Here is a 16896-nt window from a genome sequence, read left to right as displayed (position 1 = left end):
GGCGGCGGTGCGGGCGGCGTGGTCGGCGGGCTGATCGGGCTCGCCTGCGCGATCCTGCCGGGCCCCGCGCCGATCGCTCCGCTCGCGCCTGGCGGCGCGGACGGCGCGATGTGGAGCGCGGCGACGCTCGAGCGCGGCCGCCTGATCGCGCTCGCCGGCGATTGCGCGGTATGCCACACCGCGCCCGGCGGCGCGACCAATGCGGGCGGGCTCGCGCTCGACACGCCGTTCGGCACGATCTACACGACCAACCTCACGCCCGATCCGGAAACCGGCATCGGCGCATGGTCGTATCCGGCGTTCGCGCGCGCGATGCGCGAAGGCATCGGGCGCGACGGCACGCATCTGTACCCGGCATTCCCGTACACCGCGTTCGCGAAGATGAGCGAGCCCGACCTGCTCGCGCTCTATGCGTACCTGATGGCGCAGCCGGCGGTGAAGTACGCGCCGCCGAAGACGAAGCTGCCGTTTCCGCTCGACCAGCGGCGTCTCGTCGCCGGATGGAACTGGCTGTTTCACGACGCGCGGCCGTTCGCGCCGGATCCGGCGCGCTCCGCGATGTGGAATCGCGGCAAGTACCTGGTCGACGGGGCCGGCCATTGCGGCGCGTGCCACACGCCGCGCAACGCGCTCGGCGCGGAGAAGGGCGGGCGCGCGTATCTCGCGGGCGGCGAGGCCGAAGGCTGGATCGCGCCGCCGCTCGTCGCGTCGCCGGCCGCGCCGGTGCCGTGGACCGAAGGTGCGCTGTTCGACTATCTGCGCACGGGCTTCTCCGCCCAGCACGGCGTCGCGGCGGGGCCGATGGCGCCCGTCGTCGCGGGGCTCGCATCGTTGCCCGAATCCGACGTGCGGGCGATCTCGCACTATCTGGCGTCGCTGTCGCCGTCCGTCGATGCCGCCACGGCCGCGGATGCGGCGATCCGTCGCGCGCACGGCGCGGAAGCCGTCGCGACGCTCGGCCTCGAAAGCGGCCGCCGCGCGTTCGAGGCCGCATGCGCGGTCTGTCACGCGGAATCGGGCGGCGTCGGACATCTCGGCGTGCGTCCGTTGTTGGGGCTCAACACGAGCGTCAGCCAGGCCGCGCCCGACAATCTGCTGCGCGTGCTGCACAACGGGATCGACCAGCCGGCTACCGCCCAGCTCGGCTACATGCCGGGTTTTCGCGACGCATTCGACGATCGGCAGATGGCCGAGCTCGCCGCATACATCCGCGCGCGCTACGCGCCGGGGCAACCGGCGTGGCGCAATCTGGAGGACGCATCGGCGAGGATCCGGCGCGAGGGCGCGCACTGACGAGGGCGGGCTCGACGCTCACGCTGGCCCGGCTTCGCGCGGCAGCCGGGAAAAGCGACGCCCCGGGCCGCGCACCACACCGCGCAGGCCGTAAATCTTGCCGAAACGGGGTCATCGTTTAACCATTCGAAACAATGTGTTCACCGAAAGGGGCATGATCTCCTGCGATCGGACAGGCATACTGTCGCCTATGTTGCTCAATGCCGTCGAATCGACGTGCGCTTGCCCCCCATGTCCATCCCTGTCTCTTTTCGATCCCTGCGATGGTTGACCGTCGCGGCTGCCGTATGCTTGCTCGCCGCGTGTTCAACCGCATCCGACGTGACCGCGACGTCGAACCCGAACGTTTTCACCGTGACGACGCGCACGCTCGGCGTGTCGACGACGTGGGCCGACGCCCATGAAAAAGCCGTCAACGAAGCCACCAACTACTGTTCGCAGCGCGGGTTGCGCGCGAGCGTGAAGCAGGAGTCGGTGACCGGCGGCCGCCGTGTCGATGCGCGCTCCGAGCTTGCGTTCGAGTGCCATCCGACCTTCGAGACCGCGTCGAACCCGCGCGGGTAAGCGTCGATCGCGCGTTCGCGGCGCCCGCGCCCGCGCCCGCGCCCGCGCCCGCGTTCGCGTTCGCGTTCCTCCGGATGTGATTCGACCCGCGATGCCGTTGACGGGCATCGCGGGTCGGCGCACGTCCGTTTGCTGCGTTACGCGGGTTGTGCTTCGTACAGCTTCACGCACGCGGAGAAGTCCAGCGTGCCGAGCCCTTGCTGGCTCATCGATTGATAGAGCTGCTGCGCGAGCGCGCCCATCCACACCGGCTGCCGCGCGTTGCGTGCAGCTTCGGTGGCGAGCCCGAGATCCTTCAGCATCAGGTTCGCCGCGAAGCCGCCGGCATAGCCGCGCGCGGCGGGCGCCGCATCGTTCACGCCCGGGTACGGGTTGTACGTGTCGGAGCTCCAGCAGCGCCCGGTCGACGTGTTGATGATCCCGGCCAGCACCGAAGGCTCGATGCCGAGCGCCGCGCCGAGCGCCATCGCTTCCGACACGCCCATCATCGAGATCCCGAGCAGCAGGTTGTTGCAGATCTTCGCGATCTGCCCGGTGCCCGTGTCGCCGCAATGCACGACGTTCTTGCCCATGTCGAGCAGCACCGGGCGGATGCGCTCGAACAGCGCGTCGGGCGCGCCGACCATGAAGGTCAGCGTGCCGGCCTGCGCGCCACCGGTGCCGCCCGACACCGGCGCATCGGCGAGCGGGAAGTCGCGCTGCGCGGCCGCTTCGGCCACCGCGCGCACGGTGCCCGGATCGATCGTGCTGCAGTCGATGAGCGTCGCGCCGGCGCGTGCGCCGGCCAGCACGCCGTCGTCGCCCAGGTAGACGGCGCGCACGTGCTGCGCGGCCGGCAGCATCGTGATGACCAGCGCGCCGCGCGCGGCCGCGTCGCGCGGCGAGGCGGCCGCCGTCGCGCCCGCGCGCACCGCGGCGTCGACCGCGTTCGCGTCGAGGTCGAACACCGTCAGTGCGTGGCCGGCCTTGAGCAGGTTGGCGGCCATGGGGCCGCCCATGTTGCCGAGTCCGATGAATGCGATTTCCATGTGCGGGCCCTCGCTCAGCGCAGCGCGATCGTCGTGTTCACGCCGCCGGCCGTCGCGTCGTCGTCGAACCAGCGCGCGGTGACCGTCTTCGTCTGCGTGTAGAACTGCACGACCTGCTTGCCGTACGGGCCGAGATCGCCGAGCTTCGAGCCGCGCGAACCGGTGAAGCTGAAGTAGGGGACCGGCACCGGGATCGGAATGTTGATGCCGACCTGGCCGATGTCGATCTCGCTCTGGAACTTGCGCGCGGCCGCGCCGCTTTGCGTGAACAGCCCCACGCCGTTGCCCATCGGGTTCGCGTTGACGAGCGCGATCGCTTCGTCGAGCGTGTCCGCTTCGAGCACGACCACCACCGGCCCGAAGATTTCTTCCTGATAGATCGACATGTCGGTCGTCACGCCCGAGAAGATCGTCGGGCCGACGAAGTTGCCCTGCTCGTAGCCCGGCACCTTCACGTCGCGGCCGTCGAGCAGCAGCGTCGCGCCTTCCTTCACGCCCGCGTCGATCAGCGACAGGATGCGTGCCTTCGCGGCCTTCGACACGACCGGACCGACGTCCGTGCCGGCTTCGGCGCCGGCGTTGACCTTCAGTGCCTTCGCCTTCTCGACGAGATCGGGCAGCCAGTCGCGCGCCTGGCCGACGAGCACGACGACCGACGTCGCCATGCAGCGCTGGCCGGCCGCGCCGAAGCCGGCGCCCACCAGCGCGTTGATCGACTGCTCGCGATGCGCATCCGGCAGCACGACGGCGTGGTTCTTCGCGCCCATCATCGACTGCACGCGCTTGCCGTGCTGGCTGCCGAGGTTGTACACGTGCGTGCCGACGCGCGTCGAGCCGACGAACGAGATTGCCTTGATGTCCGGATGCGTGCAGAGACGGTCGACCACCGTCTTGCCGCCATGCACGACGTTCAGCACGCCCTGCGGCACGCCGGCCTCGATCGCGAGTTCGACGAGCTGCATCGTCGACAGCGGATCCTGCTCCGACGGCTTCAGCACGAACGTGTTGCCGCACACGATCGCCATCGGGAACATCCACAGCGGAATCATCCCGGGGAAGTTGAACGGCGTGATGCCCGCGCATACGCCGATCGGCTGGCGCAGCGTGTAGGTGTCGACGCCGCCCGCGACGTTCTCCGCGAATTCGCCTTGCTGCAGCGTGCCGATCGAGCACGCATGCTCGACCACTTCGAGGCCGCGGAAGATGTCGCCCTGCGCGTCGGGCAACGTCTTGCCTTGCTCGGCCGTCAGCGTTTTCGCGATCCGTTCGAGATTGCGGCGCACCAGATCCTGGAACTTCAGCATGATGCGCAGGCGCGCGCCGATCGGCGTCGTCTTCCAGGTCTGGAACGCACGCTGCGCGGAGGCGATCGCGGCATCGACCTCGTCGAGCGTCGCGTACGGCACGCGGCCGATCACTTCCTGCGTCGCGGGGTTCACGATGTCGCCCCATTCGGCGCTTTGCGATTCGACGAACGCGCCGTCGATCAGCAGCTTGGCGGTGGGCAGGGCGAGGGTGGTCTGGGGAACTGCGGCGTTCATGGAACTCTCCGGGAAACAGTGGTGCGAAGAAAAAGGGTGGTCTGCGTCCGTCGCGCGTGCGGCCACGGCGGACGGCAGGTCGAACTGGAATCGGGGCGATGCGGGCTGGTGCGGGGCGGGTTGCTTACGGACGCGCCGGCCGCATCAATGCGGTACACGCGAGCGCGAACACGCCGAAGCCGACGAGGTACGCGATCACGTAATGGGGCTGGCCGCCGCCGACCTTGAGCAGCGACGTCGCGATCATCGGCGCGAAACCGCCGCCGATCACGCCGGCCAGCTGCACCGACAGCGAGATGCCGCTGTAGCGGATTTCCGCCGGGAACTGCTGTGCGAACAGCAGCGACTCGGGCGCATAGAGAATCGGGAACACGACGCCGAGGCCGAGCACGATCGCCCACCACGCGTACGACGTCTGCTGCGTGCCGAGCATCATGAAGAACGGCGCGGCGAATGCGCACATCAGCACGAGGCCGATCGCGAACATCCGGCGCTGGCCGATCTTGTCGCTCAGGTGGCCGCACAGCGGCATCGTGACGAGCGACAGCACCGCGCCGGCCGTGATCGCGTGCAGCATCTCGGCCTTCGGCAGATGCAGCTGCTGCGTCGCATAGGCGAGCGCGAACGTGACGACCATGTAGAACCACGTGTTCTCGGCGGCGCGCGCGCCGACGATCGTCAGCACTTCGCGCGGATGGCGGCGCAGCGCGGCCGTCACCGGCGACTTCTCCGCCTTGCCCTGCTTGCGGACCTTCTCGAAGTCGGGCGACTCGGGCACCTTCGCGCGGATGAACCAGCCGAGGCCGACCAGCGCGATGCTCGCGAGGAACGGCACGCGCCAGCCCCACGACAGCATGTCGGCGTCGGGCAGCGCGGCGACCGCGGCCATCGCGACCGACGACAGGATCAGGCCGAGCCCGACGCCCGTCTGCGGCAGGCTGCCGAACAGCCCCTTGCGGCCCTTCGGTGCGTGCTCGACGGCCATCAGCACCGCGCCGCCCCATTCGCCGCCGACCGCCATCCCCTGCAGGAAGCGCATCGCGATCAGCAGCGCGGCGGCCCAGTAGCCGATGCTGTCGTAAGACGGAATCAGCCCGATCACCATGCTCGGCACGCCCATCAGCAGCAGCGTGATCATCAGCATCGACTTGCGGCCGATGCGGTCGCCGAAGTGGCCGAACACGATGCCGCCCATCGGCCGGCCGATGAAGCCGACCGCGAACGTGCCGAACGCGGCGAGCGTGCCGACGACCGGGTCGAGCGACGGGAAGAAGATGCGGTTGAACACGAGCGCGGCGGCGGTGCCGTAGAGGAAGAAGTCGTACCACTCGATCGTGGTGCCGGCCATGCTGGCCCAGCCGGCCAGCAGGTAGTGCTTCGCGGTGCGGGCGGGTGCCGGCGCCGCGGCGGTTGCATGCTCATCGAGGGTGGATCGGGTCTGCATGGTGTCTCCGGTTTTATTGCCCGCGGCTCATGGTCCTCAGGTCACGGTCGAGTATAGTTATGCGCGGATCCATGATGTACCGACAAGAAAACCGGTTGGATGTGCATTTATGCATATCGACGGCCGGCCCAGAGACATAGCCCTTTTTCCCTCGCCGATGCGACACGCCACCGAGCCGGTTTCCGGCAACCTGAACTGGGACGACTTGCGTTTCTTCCTCGAAGTCGCGCGCACGCAGCGTGCGAGCGGCGCGGCGAAGCGGCTCGGCGTCGACTACACGACCGTCGCGCGGCGCATTCGCGCGCTTGAAACCGCGATGGGCACGCTGCTGTTCGACAAGTCGCGCTCCGGCGGCTTCACGCTGACGGCCGAGGGCCAGCGACTCGTCGCGTATGCCGATGCGATGGAGACGACCGTGCAGTCCGCCTGCGACCAGGTCGCAAATACCGGCGAGGCGCTGTCGGGCCATGTGCGGATCGGGTCGACCGAAGGGTTCGGCTGCTTTTTCCTCGCGCCGCAGCTCGCGCGGTTTCGCGTCGCGCATCCGCATGTGACGGTCGATCTGCTGCCCGTTCCGCATTTCGTCAACCTGCCCAAGCGCGAGGCCGATCTCGCGATCACGCTCGAGCGGCCCGAGCGCGGGCCTTACGTGGTCACGAAGCTGTGCGACTACCAGCTGCGGCTTTATGCGACGCGCGACTATCTCGCGAACCATCCGCCGATCACGTGCACCGACGATCTCGCGCGGCACGCGTTCATCAGCTACGTCGACGATCTCGCGTTCAGCAGCGAGCTGCTGTATCTGGAGCGCGCGGTGCCGGGCGCGACTGCCGGGCTGCGTACGACGAGCGTGATCGCACAGGTGTTCGCGGCGCTGCAGGGCGGCGCGCTCGCGATCCTGCCGTGCTTCATGGCGGCTACGCAGCCGGCGCTGGTGCCGGTGCTGCCGGACGACGTGGTCGTCACGCGCTGCTTCTGGCTGACCTGTCGCGAGGATCTGCGCAAGCTGCGGCGCGTGACGGCGCTGTGGGATTACCTGCGCGCGGCAGCGGACGCGAATCGCGCGTTGTTGATGGGGGAGTCGGGGCGGTTGCGGTTTGTTGGGGATACTGATTAGCGCGGGCGTACGGGAGATGTGGATGACGCAGAGCGCGGCAATTGAAGCGGCGAGTGATAAGCAGGTGGGTTGAAAAGGCGGGTTCTTCGTGGATTTTCGGGGCGTCGCTTGTCGACCCGGAGCGGTCCCTCGACCTAGCGGCTCCGAGAGGCCGCTTTGGGTCCGATCGCCGTCCGATGCGGCCGATCGTAGTCGAGCAGCGGCCTGACGTTAGCCGCGTCTATACGTTCCGTGTCGGAGGACACTGGCCATTCGTGCATCAAAATTGGTGCCGAATTCTCGCGCTTCTATGAGCCAACTGACGGCTGCACGGAAAGTGTTGTTGGTTCGAGGAATATTGCGCTCGCGGCTGCGGTCAGTCACATGTCAGCGAAACCGCACATTTACGTAGCGCTTTCTTCCCACTCCCCAGTTCGATCATTTCGGATCATGTGTTGCCTGACAGGGTAGTCGCGGCCGACGGTTCTGAATGCGAGGAAAATCTGGCTGGCCGCTACGAAATACAATCTATCATTCCTTGCTTTGTCCGAAGCAACAAATACCCCTGCGAAAGCATTATTTTCGTCTGTTACCACGATGAAGATGAAGCTGTGGACAAATTGATTGCACAAGAACACGAGATCGCGTGTCTCTTCATTTCGAGTTTCTAAATCGAAATGTTCTTCGATCCGATGCCAGTTGAAATAATCGGGACTTCCAATCTTCGGCGACCAAATGAGGGAGTAAGATTTTCTGCGCGTATCAAGTGAAACTTTGAATGTATCAAACAGCTTGCGGATGGCATAGAAGCCAATGAACAGCTCTCGCTCAATGCGTGCTGAGTCGCGTTCGAAATTTTCCTCGTTCATGCGCCAACGCTCTAACCACGACGCGCTACGCAATAGCGGCTGCTTCCAGTATCGAGATTCCGAAATCATTAGGGTCCCGCGCTCCTTGCTATTTCACAACTACATACCTGAAACGCATCGGTTAGGTAAAATATCCGATTCTGATGCCGGTGAGCCGGTAGAACAGCTCTACCAAAGCAGTTAGTCGCTCACGTTCCTCTGGAGTTTCCCACGGCTCGAACAGATTGCCATGCGCCACCACGTTTCGTACCTTATCCCACGCGTCAAATTGGGACTTGGATATTTTTCCGCCCCGTTCCAAATTTTTCAGATATTGGCGTGGCGATGCGCGGTTAAGTCCGCTTAACGAGTTCAGTAATCTGTTGCGCACCGGCCCATTCTCCATGTCCCAAACAAGGTTCCGCGCTCGTAAAAATTGGTCCTCAGCCACTTCGGCCGCTGTAGACACAAAGTCTGGATCCAACTTCACGATGCCTTCAATGGCACTCGCGACGCAAAGAGCAATCACCCACGTCGAGCCGGCCATACGAGCCTGAATCACCTCATCATGAAGACGCGTAAGCTCGTTGGCTTCAAATCCTGGATCACCATTCTTGTCACGATGAAGGGCGACGTACTCAAGATAGGCACTATAAAAGGCCCAAAACTCCGACGCAGACCGATACTTCAGTTGGCTGGCACAGCCCCCCATTGAAGTTTTCCAGTTCGGCACGCGCCGCACCGATACCATCGCGCGACCGTCGTCAAAATTGCGAACTACGAGGCGTGGAAACACTAGCTGCCCATGGAGTGCTCGGAGCGGTTCAGACAACCAATTTTCTAGATAAGGATGCCTCAGGTGCTCGCTTGCTGAGGCATATATCGACAACTCTCCGGTCCATGGCTCGGTTACGACCTCGACGACGCTTCCCAGCAATTCTAGCCTTTGACGTCCACCGCTCTGCTTAGTCCCCACGCGAGAGTCACCCAAATGCGTCGTCGTTGTCATGACTTCGGAAAATGGCACATCTGGCGCGGGCGAATACGCAAGCTCGACCCCACCTTGCGGTTCTTTTTGGCGCACTTGAGTTGAAAGTCCCGCGCATTGACCGAAGAGTTGTAGGTTGTCATTCCAAATTGAGCCTGCGCGGGGCCTAATCCATCCAGCGTTCCACTCGGTACCCCGATAGTCCGTTCCGCACAGACGCAAAGCCGTTTGAGGGTCGTACGGTTCCTCTTGGCACCGTCGAAGCGCGCTCATCCACTTCGTCGTGCTGGTCCATTTCACGTCAAGTTCAAAACGGATATCATCGCCGCTGTCTTTGAGAATGAAGCGGCCTGAGCCTTCAAACAGAGGCGGCTTGCCGTCAGTCCATTCAGTTAAGGACACGTGCGGACAATGAATTGTGTGCTCGCCCTTCTTGAGCAACCATTTGAATGAGTTGAGTGTTCGCGTCATCTAATACCTTCGGGCTTTGCTACGGATCCAGATTGTACCTACGCAACGGACTGCCCCGAAGATTGAAGACCGCAGTAAGCCAGAGATAATGGGACTCCCGATACTGCGGTGGATCGTAGTCATCGTGTCGCTGAAAGGTAAGCGCCGCAAATTTCCACGCAGCGGTGAACGCAAGCCGGCACAAATTAACCCGGTCCGCCTAGGTCGTCAGATGGACGAGTCGCGCCCGATAGCGGCCGTTCGCGTGAAAATCGCGAGAGTCCGCTCATGGCCGATTGCCGACGTTCCTTCCCAGCGTTCCGCGATGAGTCAAAAATTTCGCATAACGTAATTACATTTCCGCCAATGAAAAGAGCTGGCCAACCCATCGACCGCCCCCTCCCATAACGATCACTTCCCTGCTGAACCCTCGATCGAGTCCGTGTCCCACTTCCCGCGTCGCGTTGCCTCAGCCAGCATTCCCAGCGTCAGCGGCCGCCGCTCCGGCTGGCGCAGTCGCTTCACGAACAGCCCGATGAGCGACGACAGCAGCTCCTGACCTTCGGGGCCGAAATAGCGCCGGTACGGGAACCCTTGGGCGTCGACGCCGAACGTCTCTGCCCACTTGTCGATGAATGCCACTCCGTCCAGGCCAGTGACGCCGAGGTCCTGCTCAAGCCTGGATTCCGGCTGCAGCTTTAGCTTGCCGCCGAACAGCGGCCGGCCGAGTGCCTCGCGCGCGAAGGCTTCCAGGCGTTCCCAGGTAACGTCTTTCATGGTTCAGAGCACCCGGTCTTCGGGCTTCACGATGCGGTTGTTGGTCGACATGGTGTTGCGGTGTTGCGCATGATTAGGAACGCGTCGCGTGCCAGGAACACCTCGCCCACGACGGGAATCGTCTGGCCGATCCACGCGCCGAGGCGTTGCGTGTAGGCGATCCGACTATCGGACGCCCCCACGCCCGTGATCATCGGCAGGCGAAACAGCAACGTCTGAGGGAACAGCTTGCGGGCGGCCAGGGAGGCGACGGACATACCCGCGGTAGCCCCTGCGAAGGCGGCACTTTATCGCATCGCCCGGAACAGCCCCGCCATCCTTCACCCCGCACACCCGAGCCGGTCCGCGAGTTCGTTCAGGTCCCTGACATCGAAATCCCACGCGTCGTCCGCTTTCAGGTCGGTCGTCTGGGCAGGCCCGTGTTCGGTCGGGCGCAGCACGAACGCGGTGGACAGCCCCAGTTGCCGCGCGGCGGCGAGGTCGCCGTTGTGCGCGGCGACCAGGCACAGCTCGGCCGGCGCGATGCCGAGAATCTCGACCGCGTCGGTATAGACCTTCGGCGACGGCTTGTACGCGTGCGCGACTTCGGCGCCGAGAATCGCGTCCCACGGCAGGCCCGCGTGTTTCGCGACGTCGATCATCAGCCGGATATTGCCGTTCGACAGCGGGGCGATCACATAGCGCCGTTTCAGGCGCTGCAGCGCCGCGACGGCATCCGGCCACGGATCGAGCCGGTGCCACGCGAGGGTGAGCGCATCGATCTCCGCATCGGGCACGCCGTCGACGCCGTAGCGATCGAGCGTGCGCACGAGGTTCTCGCGATGCAGCACGTCGAGCCGCACGTAGCGCCTGCGTCCGCTGCGGATTTCTTCCATCGACGGCGAATATTCTCGCCGCCACGTATCGGCGAATTCGAACGGGTCGAGCGCCGGCGCATGGCGGGCGAGGAACGCGGCGGCATCGCGCGCGACACCGTTTCTCCAGTCGACGATCGTTCCGAATACATCGAAAACGAGCGCCTTGATCTCGGCAGGATTCGTCATGTGATTCCGTGAAGGTCGAACGAGGGGAAGGCGGCACGCGGTGTTGCTGTAATGCGCGATGCCGGGTCACGACATTGAATCACGGATCGAAAAACGCGGCTGGCCGCGAGGCGCCGTGTGGTTGCCGGCGGAACTGTCACGTGGCCTGGATGTACAGGCACCCGCCCGGGCCGTGCGGCTCGGGCGGGGCGGTTCATGTCACGCGGATTGCGTACAGGCGGGATACAGGCGGGACTCAGCTCTTGTCGTACGAAAACTGGATGCCCGCGGTGCCGCCGGTCTGGATGAACAGGTCGACGAACGCGGGGACGGTTGCGCTGCGCGCCCAGTCGCGCTGCAGTTCGCAGAACAATTGCGCGACGCTGATCATCTGGCCGCCGGCCTGCTCGATGCGGCGCAGCGCAGCCTCGTGCGCGGCCACCGACGTGCCGCCGACCGCGTCGACGACCACGTAGACCTCGTAGCCGGCCTTCAGCGCGTCGAGCGCGGGGAAGGTCAGGCACGCTTCGGTCCACAGCGCGGTCATGACGAGTTTCTTGCGGCCGGTGGCTTCGACGGCCTTGCGGAACTCGACGTCCTCCCACGAGTTGATGCTGGTGCGGTCGTAGGTCGGATAGCCTTCGAGCGCGGCACGCAGTTGCGGGATCGGCGGCTTGTTCAGGCCGGTCTTCACGTTGACGGTGGAGTGGACGATCGGCAGGCCGTAAGCGACGGCGGCCTTCGATGCGCCGACGATGTTGTTGATCAGCAACTGGCGATCCATCGAGGCGATGGAGTTCACCTGGACCGGCTGGTAATCGATGACGATGAACGCCGCGTTCTGCGGGGTGAGCAGGTGGTCGTTCGCGGGATCGCGAATCGGTTCGCTTGCCATGGTTGCCTCCAGAGACAGAGCAGGAAGTGAGAAAAATCCCGAGGGTCCAGGTTGGCGCGGCCGCGATGTCGGGATCGTCGTCGCGGCGCACGAGTGCGCCAGGCCCGGTCAATCGATTCGATGCGCGATGCGCCCGTCCGGCATATTTCCGGGCCGCCGCGATCCAGTCGATCCACGTTGAATCAGGATGCTATGCGCGCAACAACCGGCTTTCCAGTCCCGTAGAATGCCGTCAGTGTTCTATGGGTGGAACAATCATGGATGACCTGAACGACCTCTACTATTTCGTGAAGGTGGTCGAGCACGGCGGGTTCACGCAGGCGGGGCGCGCGCTGGGCATCCCGAAGTCGACGCTGAGCCGGCGCATCGCCGCGCTGGAGGCGCAATACGACGTGCGGCTGCTGCAGCGGACGACGCGTCACTTCACGGTCACGGAAACGGGCCGCGAATTCTACGAGCGCTGTCTCGCGGTGCTCGTCGAAGCCGATGCGGCGCGCGAGGTGATCGAGCGTCAGCACGCGGAGCCGCGCGGCATCGTGCGCGTGAGTTGCCCGACCGCGCTGCTCGAATATCGCGTGAGCGAGCTCATCGCGCGTTTCATGGCGCTTCATCCGCGGGTGCACGTGCATCTCGAAGCGACCAACCGTCGCGTCGACCTGCTGAGCGAAGGCTTCGACCTCGCGCTGCGCGTACGCTTTCCGCCGCTGGAGGACAGCGATCTCGTGATGCGCATTCTCGGCGACAGCCCGCAGCGGCTGGTGGCCGCGCCGCAATGGCTGGCCAGGCGCGGGGCGCCGCTGACGGATCCGGCCGGGCTGGCGGGCGAACCGAGCCTCGACTGGGGGCCGGCGCGGCATCACGTGTGGCAACTGGTCGGGCCGAACGGCGAGCACGCGCAACTGCGTCACCACCCGCGCTATATCTCCGACGACATGCACGCGCTGCGCGACGCGGCGATTCACGGCGTCGGCATCGTGCAACTGCCGTGCATGGCGATCGACGACGACCTGCGCGACGGCACACTGATCGACGTGCTGCCGGGATGGGCGCCGAAGGGCGGCGTGATTCACGCGGTGTTTCCGTCGCGGCGCGGGCTGCTGCCGCGCGTGCGGTTGCTGATCGACTTCCTCGCCGAACACATCCGCAAGGATTGATGTCTGGCTGCCGCGTCGGGTGTGCCGTCTCCGGGCGCATCGACGCGGCGGGTGCCACTGCCGGTCCGCACGTTCCCGTCGCGGATCGCTCCCTCACGCCCGGATCGTCGCCGGCCAGTGCAATCCGGACGCGACGCATCCCGGATCCGGCTCGCGCTGCTCGGGTTACTCCCGACGCAATTTCCCGACAACGCGCAATAAGCAGATATCGCGGCATGACGCGGCTCACTACCATGCGTCGAACGGTTGACGACCGCGCTGTCGGTACGACGACAGCGCGCGGCCAGGCAGCCGATGAAACGGAGCGCCGCAATGGAGGAGGGGAAGCTGCGACGGCGGTGCCGGACGATCGCGTGGATCGCGACCGTGTCGGCACTCGTGCTGGCATACGGCGTTGCGCGACATCTGTCGCGAGCCTCGACAGGGCTGCCGGCCCAGCAGGTTTTTTCCGTGGAGGTCGATCGGGACCCGCTGCGCCGGGCACGACCCGTGATCGCGATTCGCGAAGGGATGCAGGCGCATATCCGCGTGCATTCGCGTGAGACGGGTGTCCTGATGGTCCATGAAATACCCGGCGCGCTCGCTGCATGCTCGTCCGGCACCGATCAGTCGATGGACATTCTCCCCGTCGGTATCACGGGGCGTTTTTCGCTTCACTTTCACAGCCGGACCGGCGAGCAGATCGAGGTGGCCGTCATCGAGATCTATCCGGATAACTAATGACATCGTCGGATCGACACGACATTCGAAACAGGAGGAGACAGACATGCAATTACCGACTCGGCTTGCGATTGCGATATCGCTCGGCACACTCGTGCTCGCCGGTTGCGGCGGAGACGACAACGACGTGACGAGTGCGACGCCCACCGTATCGGTGGCGGACTACGTCGTGCCGCGCGTACCGGGCTGCAGCGCCGGCGATACGCCCGAGACGGCGTTGCAAGGGCAGGTGCCCGCCGCGCTGCGCCAGTCCGGATTCGGCGGCTTCAACTGCAACCTGAAGCGCGTCAGCCAGGTGCAGGGCGAGGGCGCGTCCTGGTCGGCGGCGACCTACACCGACCGGCAGGGACGGACCTGCTTCTACCACGCGACGATGGGCGCCACGCCGGCATTCAACAACCCCGATGCGCCGCCGCGTGCGAACCCGGGCGTGCCGGTGATCGACATCACCGACCCGGCCAGGCCGGTACGGGTGAGTTCGCTCACGTCCACGGCGATGATCGATCCGTGGGAATCGCTGCGCGTGAACGTCGCGCGGGGGATTCTCGCCGCCGATAACGGGCTCGGCGGCGCGGGCGGCCCCGAGGTCGACCTGTACGACGTGGCCACCGATTGCACGCGCCCGCAGTTGCTCGCGAGCGTACCCATCGGCACGGGAACCGACGGCGGCATACTTCCGAGTGTCAAGCCGATGGGCCATGAAGGCGGCTTTTCGCCGGACGGTTTCACTTACTACATCGGCGGCGCGTTTTCGAAGTCCTACTACGCGGTCGACCTGACGATTCCGACGCGGCCGAAACTGATCTCGGCGATCACGATGGCCGACCTGGGCTTCGGGGCGCTCCCGCACGGGCTGTCGGTGAGCCAGGACGGAAACCGTGCGTACTTCATCGGCCTCGGCAACACGGGCACGGCGGCCGGTTCGGGCGCGCCGCCGCTGGACAACGCGAATTCGAACGGCGACAACGGGTTCTTCGTCATCGACACCAGCGAAGTGCAGAGCCGGCGCCCCAATGCGCAGATGCACCGGATCGCGACGGTGCCGGTGCGCGACGGCAGCGCGGGCCAGCATACGATTCCGTTCACGGTGGGCGGCAAGCCTTATCTGGTCGAGGTCGATGAAGGCGGTTCGGGTGGACTCCAGGATCCGGGCGCAACTGCCGTGAAGGCCGCATGCAACGCGGGGATGACGCCGTTCCCGTTGGGCCATATTTACGACATGTCGAACGAAGCCGCACCCAAGCTCGTGTCCGAGCTGCGGCTCGAAACGCATGCGGTGCAGAACTGCAGCAAGGTGATTCCCGACATTCTCGGCCTGTCGACGTTCACGTACGGGGCGCACTACTGCAGCGTCGACAACCGGGAGAACGCGACGGCGCTCGCGTGCAGCTACTTCAATTCGGGCGTGCGCGTGTTCGACATTCGCGATCCGGCCAAACCGAAGGAAATCGCGTACTACAACCCGCCCGCCGCGAAATCCCCGGGTGCCGGTTCCGCGCACCTGATGTTCGGCCAGTATCGTCCGGGCGGCCCGGACTGGTGCGCGTCGCGCCTCGATTTCGACTTCGACCGCCGTCTGCTGACCACGGCGTGCCAGGACAACGGCCTGCTCGTGCTGTCGTTCGAGAACGGTGCGTGGCCATTTCCCGAAAGTACGAAAGCAACGGAGATCGGCAATTGATGCACCGCAGACAGGTTGCGCCAGCGCCCCGCACGCCGGCCACGCGCGGCGGCGTGCGGCGCACGCCGGGCATCGCCGCGCTGGCCCTGCTGGCGGCGCTCGTCCTGCCGATGACGTGTTCGGGGTTCGAGGCGGACGTGCACTTCGGTCTCACGTTCTGGCTTGCAAGGCAGGCGGGGTTCGCGGCCGGCGAGGCCGACGCCATTGCACTCGCCGACCAGCGGATCGATGCCGGCTCGATCGAATACATGACGTCGCCGTTGCAGTTTGCGTGCCTGTCGCGCTTCGTCCCGGATGCCCTGGACGCCCAGGCGGCACACTATCCGGCCGGGACCCGCGTGCCGGCCGGTGCGCAAGCGCGGACGGTAGTACCGGACGGGGCGGCTACACGGTCTTCGGTCGACGCGGCGCTGCAGCGCGCCGAGGGGCGCAACGCGGCGTTCATGCTCGGCGAGTTCGGTCGCTCGCTGCATGCGTTGCAAGATGCGTGGGCGCACCAGGGCACGCCGTCCGTGCCGGACTGGCGCCGTGACGGCATCGCATGCGATGCCGGTCTGGCGATGGCCGCGCCGGTCGATCGCGGCGGCCCGTCCGGTCATGTCGCCGACATGACCTGGCGTTGGCCCGTCGATACGGAGGCGATGGCGAAGTCCACGTATCGACAGATGCTTCGGTATCCGAATATCGGTGGCGTGTCGAGGCACGCGTCGTCATGGGAACAGATCCGGCCGCTGCTCGCCGGGTTCATCGACGCGCGGACCAAGCACGCGAAATCCGGCTGGTTCGTCGCGAATGGCGTGAAGGACACGTCGTTCCTCGACGGCACGAGCCTGCCGGACGGGCCCGCATGGCAACCGGTCCGCTGGAGCGGGCGGCGCGACGTGCCGAAGCCCGCGTCGCCAACCGCACAGTCTGGCGTGGACAAGTCGCTCGTCGATTTCTACACGCGCTTCTTCAACGACTGGGTCACGACGTCGCCGGTGGACAAGCGCTGGCTGCCCGCGCTGGCCGCCGGCCGCACCGGCAAGCCCGACGGCCCGCTGGTCGAGCAGTTGACCGGCTGGCGCTTGCGGGATCACGGCGCCTACCTCGCCATCGGGACGCCCTCGCCGGCGACGGGCAGCACCCGTGCGTCGTTGCGCAACCGCGCATCGTTCGCGGTCTTCAAATCGTTGAACGATGCGGTGCTGCCGCTCATCGTGGAGGGCGACAAGCCGTCTCCGATCCTGCCTTTCCTGGTGTTTCCGCTGCCCGATTCGGTCGACGGCAACAAGCGTGCGGTCGCGTTGATCAAGCTGCTCGATGCGCCGTACGACACGATCGGTGTGCTGTCGGAGCAGGGAAGCGGGGCCGGCTGGAAGGTCACGGGACTGATTTCGTCATCCGATTACTGAT

15 protein-coding genes and 1 pseudogene are annotated in these 16896 nt (G+C 65.6%); 7 read left to right on the top strand and 9 right to left on the bottom strand.

The window, feature by feature from the left end; translation table 11 throughout:
- Positions 1-1293: cytochrome c (locus tag BME24068_RS22615; protein ID WP_174927428.1), on the top strand; the 1293-nt coding region annotated here is incomplete at its 5' end.
- Positions 1294-1524: 231 nt separating this feature from the next.
- Entirely contained in the window at positions 1525-1857 is a 333-nt protein-coding gene (locus tag BME24068_RS22610) for a hypothetical protein (RefSeq protein WP_096503789.1), read from the top strand.
- A gap of 137 nt (positions 1858-1994) precedes the next feature.
- Here the strand turns inward: BME24068_RS22610 and mmsB are convergent, their stop codons facing one another.
- From mmsB to BME24068_RS22595, 3 genes are all read right to left on the bottom strand, one after another.
- Entirely contained in the window at positions 1995-2885 is an 891-nt protein-coding gene (gene mmsB / locus BME24068_RS22605; RefSeq protein WP_174927427.1) for a 3-hydroxyisobutyrate dehydrogenase, read from the bottom strand.
- A gap of 14 nt (positions 2886-2899) precedes the next feature.
- The gene (locus tag BME24068_RS22600; RefSeq protein WP_096499298.1) at positions 2900-4426 is read right to left on the bottom strand and encodes a CoA-acylating methylmalonate-semialdehyde dehydrogenase; all 1527 of its coding nucleotides are present in this window, start codon (positions 4424-4426) and stop codon (positions 2900-2902) included.
- Positions 4427-4550: 124 nt separating this feature from the next.
- Entirely contained in the window at positions 4551-5870 is a 1320-nt protein-coding gene (locus tag BME24068_RS22595) for an MFS transporter (RefSeq protein ID WP_174927426.1), read from the bottom strand.
- Positions 5871-6027: 157 nt separating this feature from the next.
- Between BME24068_RS22595 and BME24068_RS22590 the strand changes: the two genes are divergently transcribed.
- Positions 6028-6987, top strand: a complete 960-nt coding sequence (locus BME24068_RS22590; protein WP_174927425.1) for a LysR family transcriptional regulator — start codon at positions 6028-6030, stop codon at positions 6985-6987.
- 383 nt (positions 6988-7370) lie between these two features.
- Here the strand turns inward: BME24068_RS22590 and BME24068_RS22585 are convergent, their stop codons facing one another.
- From BME24068_RS22585 to BME24068_RS22560, 6 genes and pseudogenes are all read right to left on the bottom strand, one after another.
- Positions 7371-7835, bottom strand: coding sequence for a hypothetical protein (locus tag BME24068_RS22585; RefSeq protein WP_174927424.1), 465 nt, complete (start codon positions 7833-7835; stop codon positions 7371-7373).
- A 121-nt stretch (positions 7836-7956) separates the two neighbouring features.
- Entirely contained in the window at positions 7957-9273 is a 1317-nt protein-coding gene (locus BME24068_RS22580; protein WP_174927423.1) for a hypothetical protein, read from the bottom strand.
- Positions 9274-9663: 390 nt separating this feature from the next.
- A complete protein-coding gene (locus BME24068_RS22575) occupies positions 9664-10029 on the bottom strand; it encodes a DUF1493 family protein (protein WP_174927422.1) in 366 nt (121 codons plus the stop codon).
- A 3-nt stretch (positions 10030-10032) separates the two neighbouring features.
- Positions 10033-10307 (bottom strand): annotated as a pseudogene (locus tag BME24068_RS22570) (STM2901 family protein); the annotation flags it as partial.
- A gap of 42 nt (positions 10308-10349) precedes the next feature.
- On the bottom strand, positions 10350-11072 hold the full coding sequence (locus tag BME24068_RS22565; RefSeq protein WP_174927420.1) for a haloacid dehalogenase type II: 723 nt from the start codon (positions 11070-11072) through the stop codon (positions 10350-10352).
- 235 nt (positions 11073-11307) lie between these two features.
- Positions 11308-11946 carry a hydrolase gene (locus BME24068_RS22560; protein WP_096499284.1) on the bottom strand — a complete coding sequence of 213 codons (639 nt, stop codon included), beginning with the start codon at positions 11944-11946 and terminating at the stop codon, positions 11308-11310.
- A gap of 257 nt (positions 11947-12203) precedes the next feature.
- On the opposite strand from BME24068_RS22560, the gene BME24068_RS22555 reads away from it, so the two are divergent.
- From BME24068_RS22555 to BME24068_RS22540, 4 genes are all read left to right on the top strand, one after another.
- Positions 12204-13100 carry a LysR substrate-binding domain-containing protein gene (locus BME24068_RS22555; protein ID WP_174927419.1) on the top strand — a complete coding sequence of 299 codons (897 nt, stop codon included), beginning with the start codon at positions 12204-12206 and terminating at the stop codon, positions 13098-13100.
- 312 nt (positions 13101-13412) lie between these two features.
- Positions 13413-13820, top strand: a complete 408-nt coding sequence (locus tag BME24068_RS22550; RefSeq protein WP_239007949.1) for a hypothetical protein — start codon at positions 13413-13415, stop codon at positions 13818-13820.
- 46 nt (positions 13821-13866) lie between these two features.
- Positions 13867-15501, top strand: a complete 1635-nt coding sequence (locus tag BME24068_RS22545) for an LVIVD repeat-containing protein (protein WP_174927418.1) — start codon at positions 13867-13869, stop codon at positions 15499-15501.
- Positions 15501-16895: a DUF6765 family protein gene (locus BME24068_RS22540; protein WP_239007948.1), complete on the top strand. Its 1395-nt coding sequence runs from the start codon at positions 15501-15503 to the stop codon at positions 16893-16895. The genes BME24068_RS22545 and BME24068_RS22540 overlap by 1 nt, the downstream gene beginning before the upstream one ends.
- Position 16896: the final 1 nt, after the last annotated feature.

This window comes from Burkholderia anthina, assembly GCF_902498995.1.
In the GTDB taxonomy this organism is placed as follows: domain Bacteria; phylum Pseudomonadota; class Gammaproteobacteria; order Burkholderiales; family Burkholderiaceae; genus Burkholderia; species Burkholderia anthina.
The sequence above is the reverse complement of the archived record's forward strand: the minus strand, read 5'-3'. Positions and strand labels throughout refer to the sequence as shown.

Coding starts and splice junctions, on each gene's coding strand:
- BME24068_RS22580 (WP_174927423.1), bottom strand. CDS start 9,273: ATGACGCGAACACTCAACTCATTCAAATGGTTGCTCAAGAAGGGCGAG.
- BME24068_RS22610 (WP_096503789.1), top strand. CDS start 1,525: ATGTCCATCCCTGTCTCTTTTCGATCCCTGCGATGGTTGACCGTCGCG.
- BME24068_RS22555 (WP_174927419.1), top strand. CDS start 12,204: ATGGATGACCTGAACGACCTCTACTATTTCGTGAAGGTGGTCGAGCAC.
- BME24068_RS22590 (WP_174927425.1), top strand. CDS start 6,028: ATGCGACACGCCACCGAGCCGGTTTCCGGCAACCTGAACTGGGACGAC.
- BME24068_RS22540 (WP_239007948.1), top strand. CDS start 15,501: ATGCACCGCAGACAGGTTGCGCCAGCGCCCCGCACGCCGGCCACGCGC.
- BME24068_RS22560 (WP_096499284.1), bottom strand. CDS start 11,946: ATGGCAAGCGAACCGATTCGCGATCCCGCGAACGACCACCTGCTCACC.
- BME24068_RS22545 (WP_174927418.1), top strand. CDS start 13,867: ATGCAATTACCGACTCGGCTTGCGATTGCGATATCGCTCGGCACACTC.
- mmsB (WP_174927427.1), bottom strand. CDS start 2,885: ATGGAAATCGCATTCATCGGACTCGGCAACATGGGCGGCCCCATGGCC.
- BME24068_RS22600 (WP_096499298.1), bottom strand. CDS start 4,426: ATGAACGCCGCAGTTCCCCAGACCACCCTCGCCCTGCCCACCGCCAAG.
- BME24068_RS22585 (WP_174927424.1), bottom strand. CDS start 7,835: ATGAACGAGGAAAATTTCGAACGCGACTCAGCACGCATTGAGCGAGAG.
- BME24068_RS22595 (WP_174927426.1), bottom strand. CDS start 5,870: ATGCAGACCCGATCCACCCTCGATGAGCATGCAACCGCCGCGGCGCCG.
- BME24068_RS22575 (WP_174927422.1), bottom strand. CDS start 10,029: ATGAAAGACGTTACCTGGGAACGCCTGGAAGCCTTCGCGCGCGAGGCA.
- BME24068_RS22550 (WP_239007949.1), top strand. CDS start 13,413: ATGGAGGAGGGGAAGCTGCGACGGCGGTGCCGGACGATCGCGTGGATC.
- BME24068_RS22565 (WP_174927420.1), bottom strand. CDS start 11,072: ATGACGAATCCTGCCGAGATCAAGGCGCTCGTTTTCGATGTATTCGGA.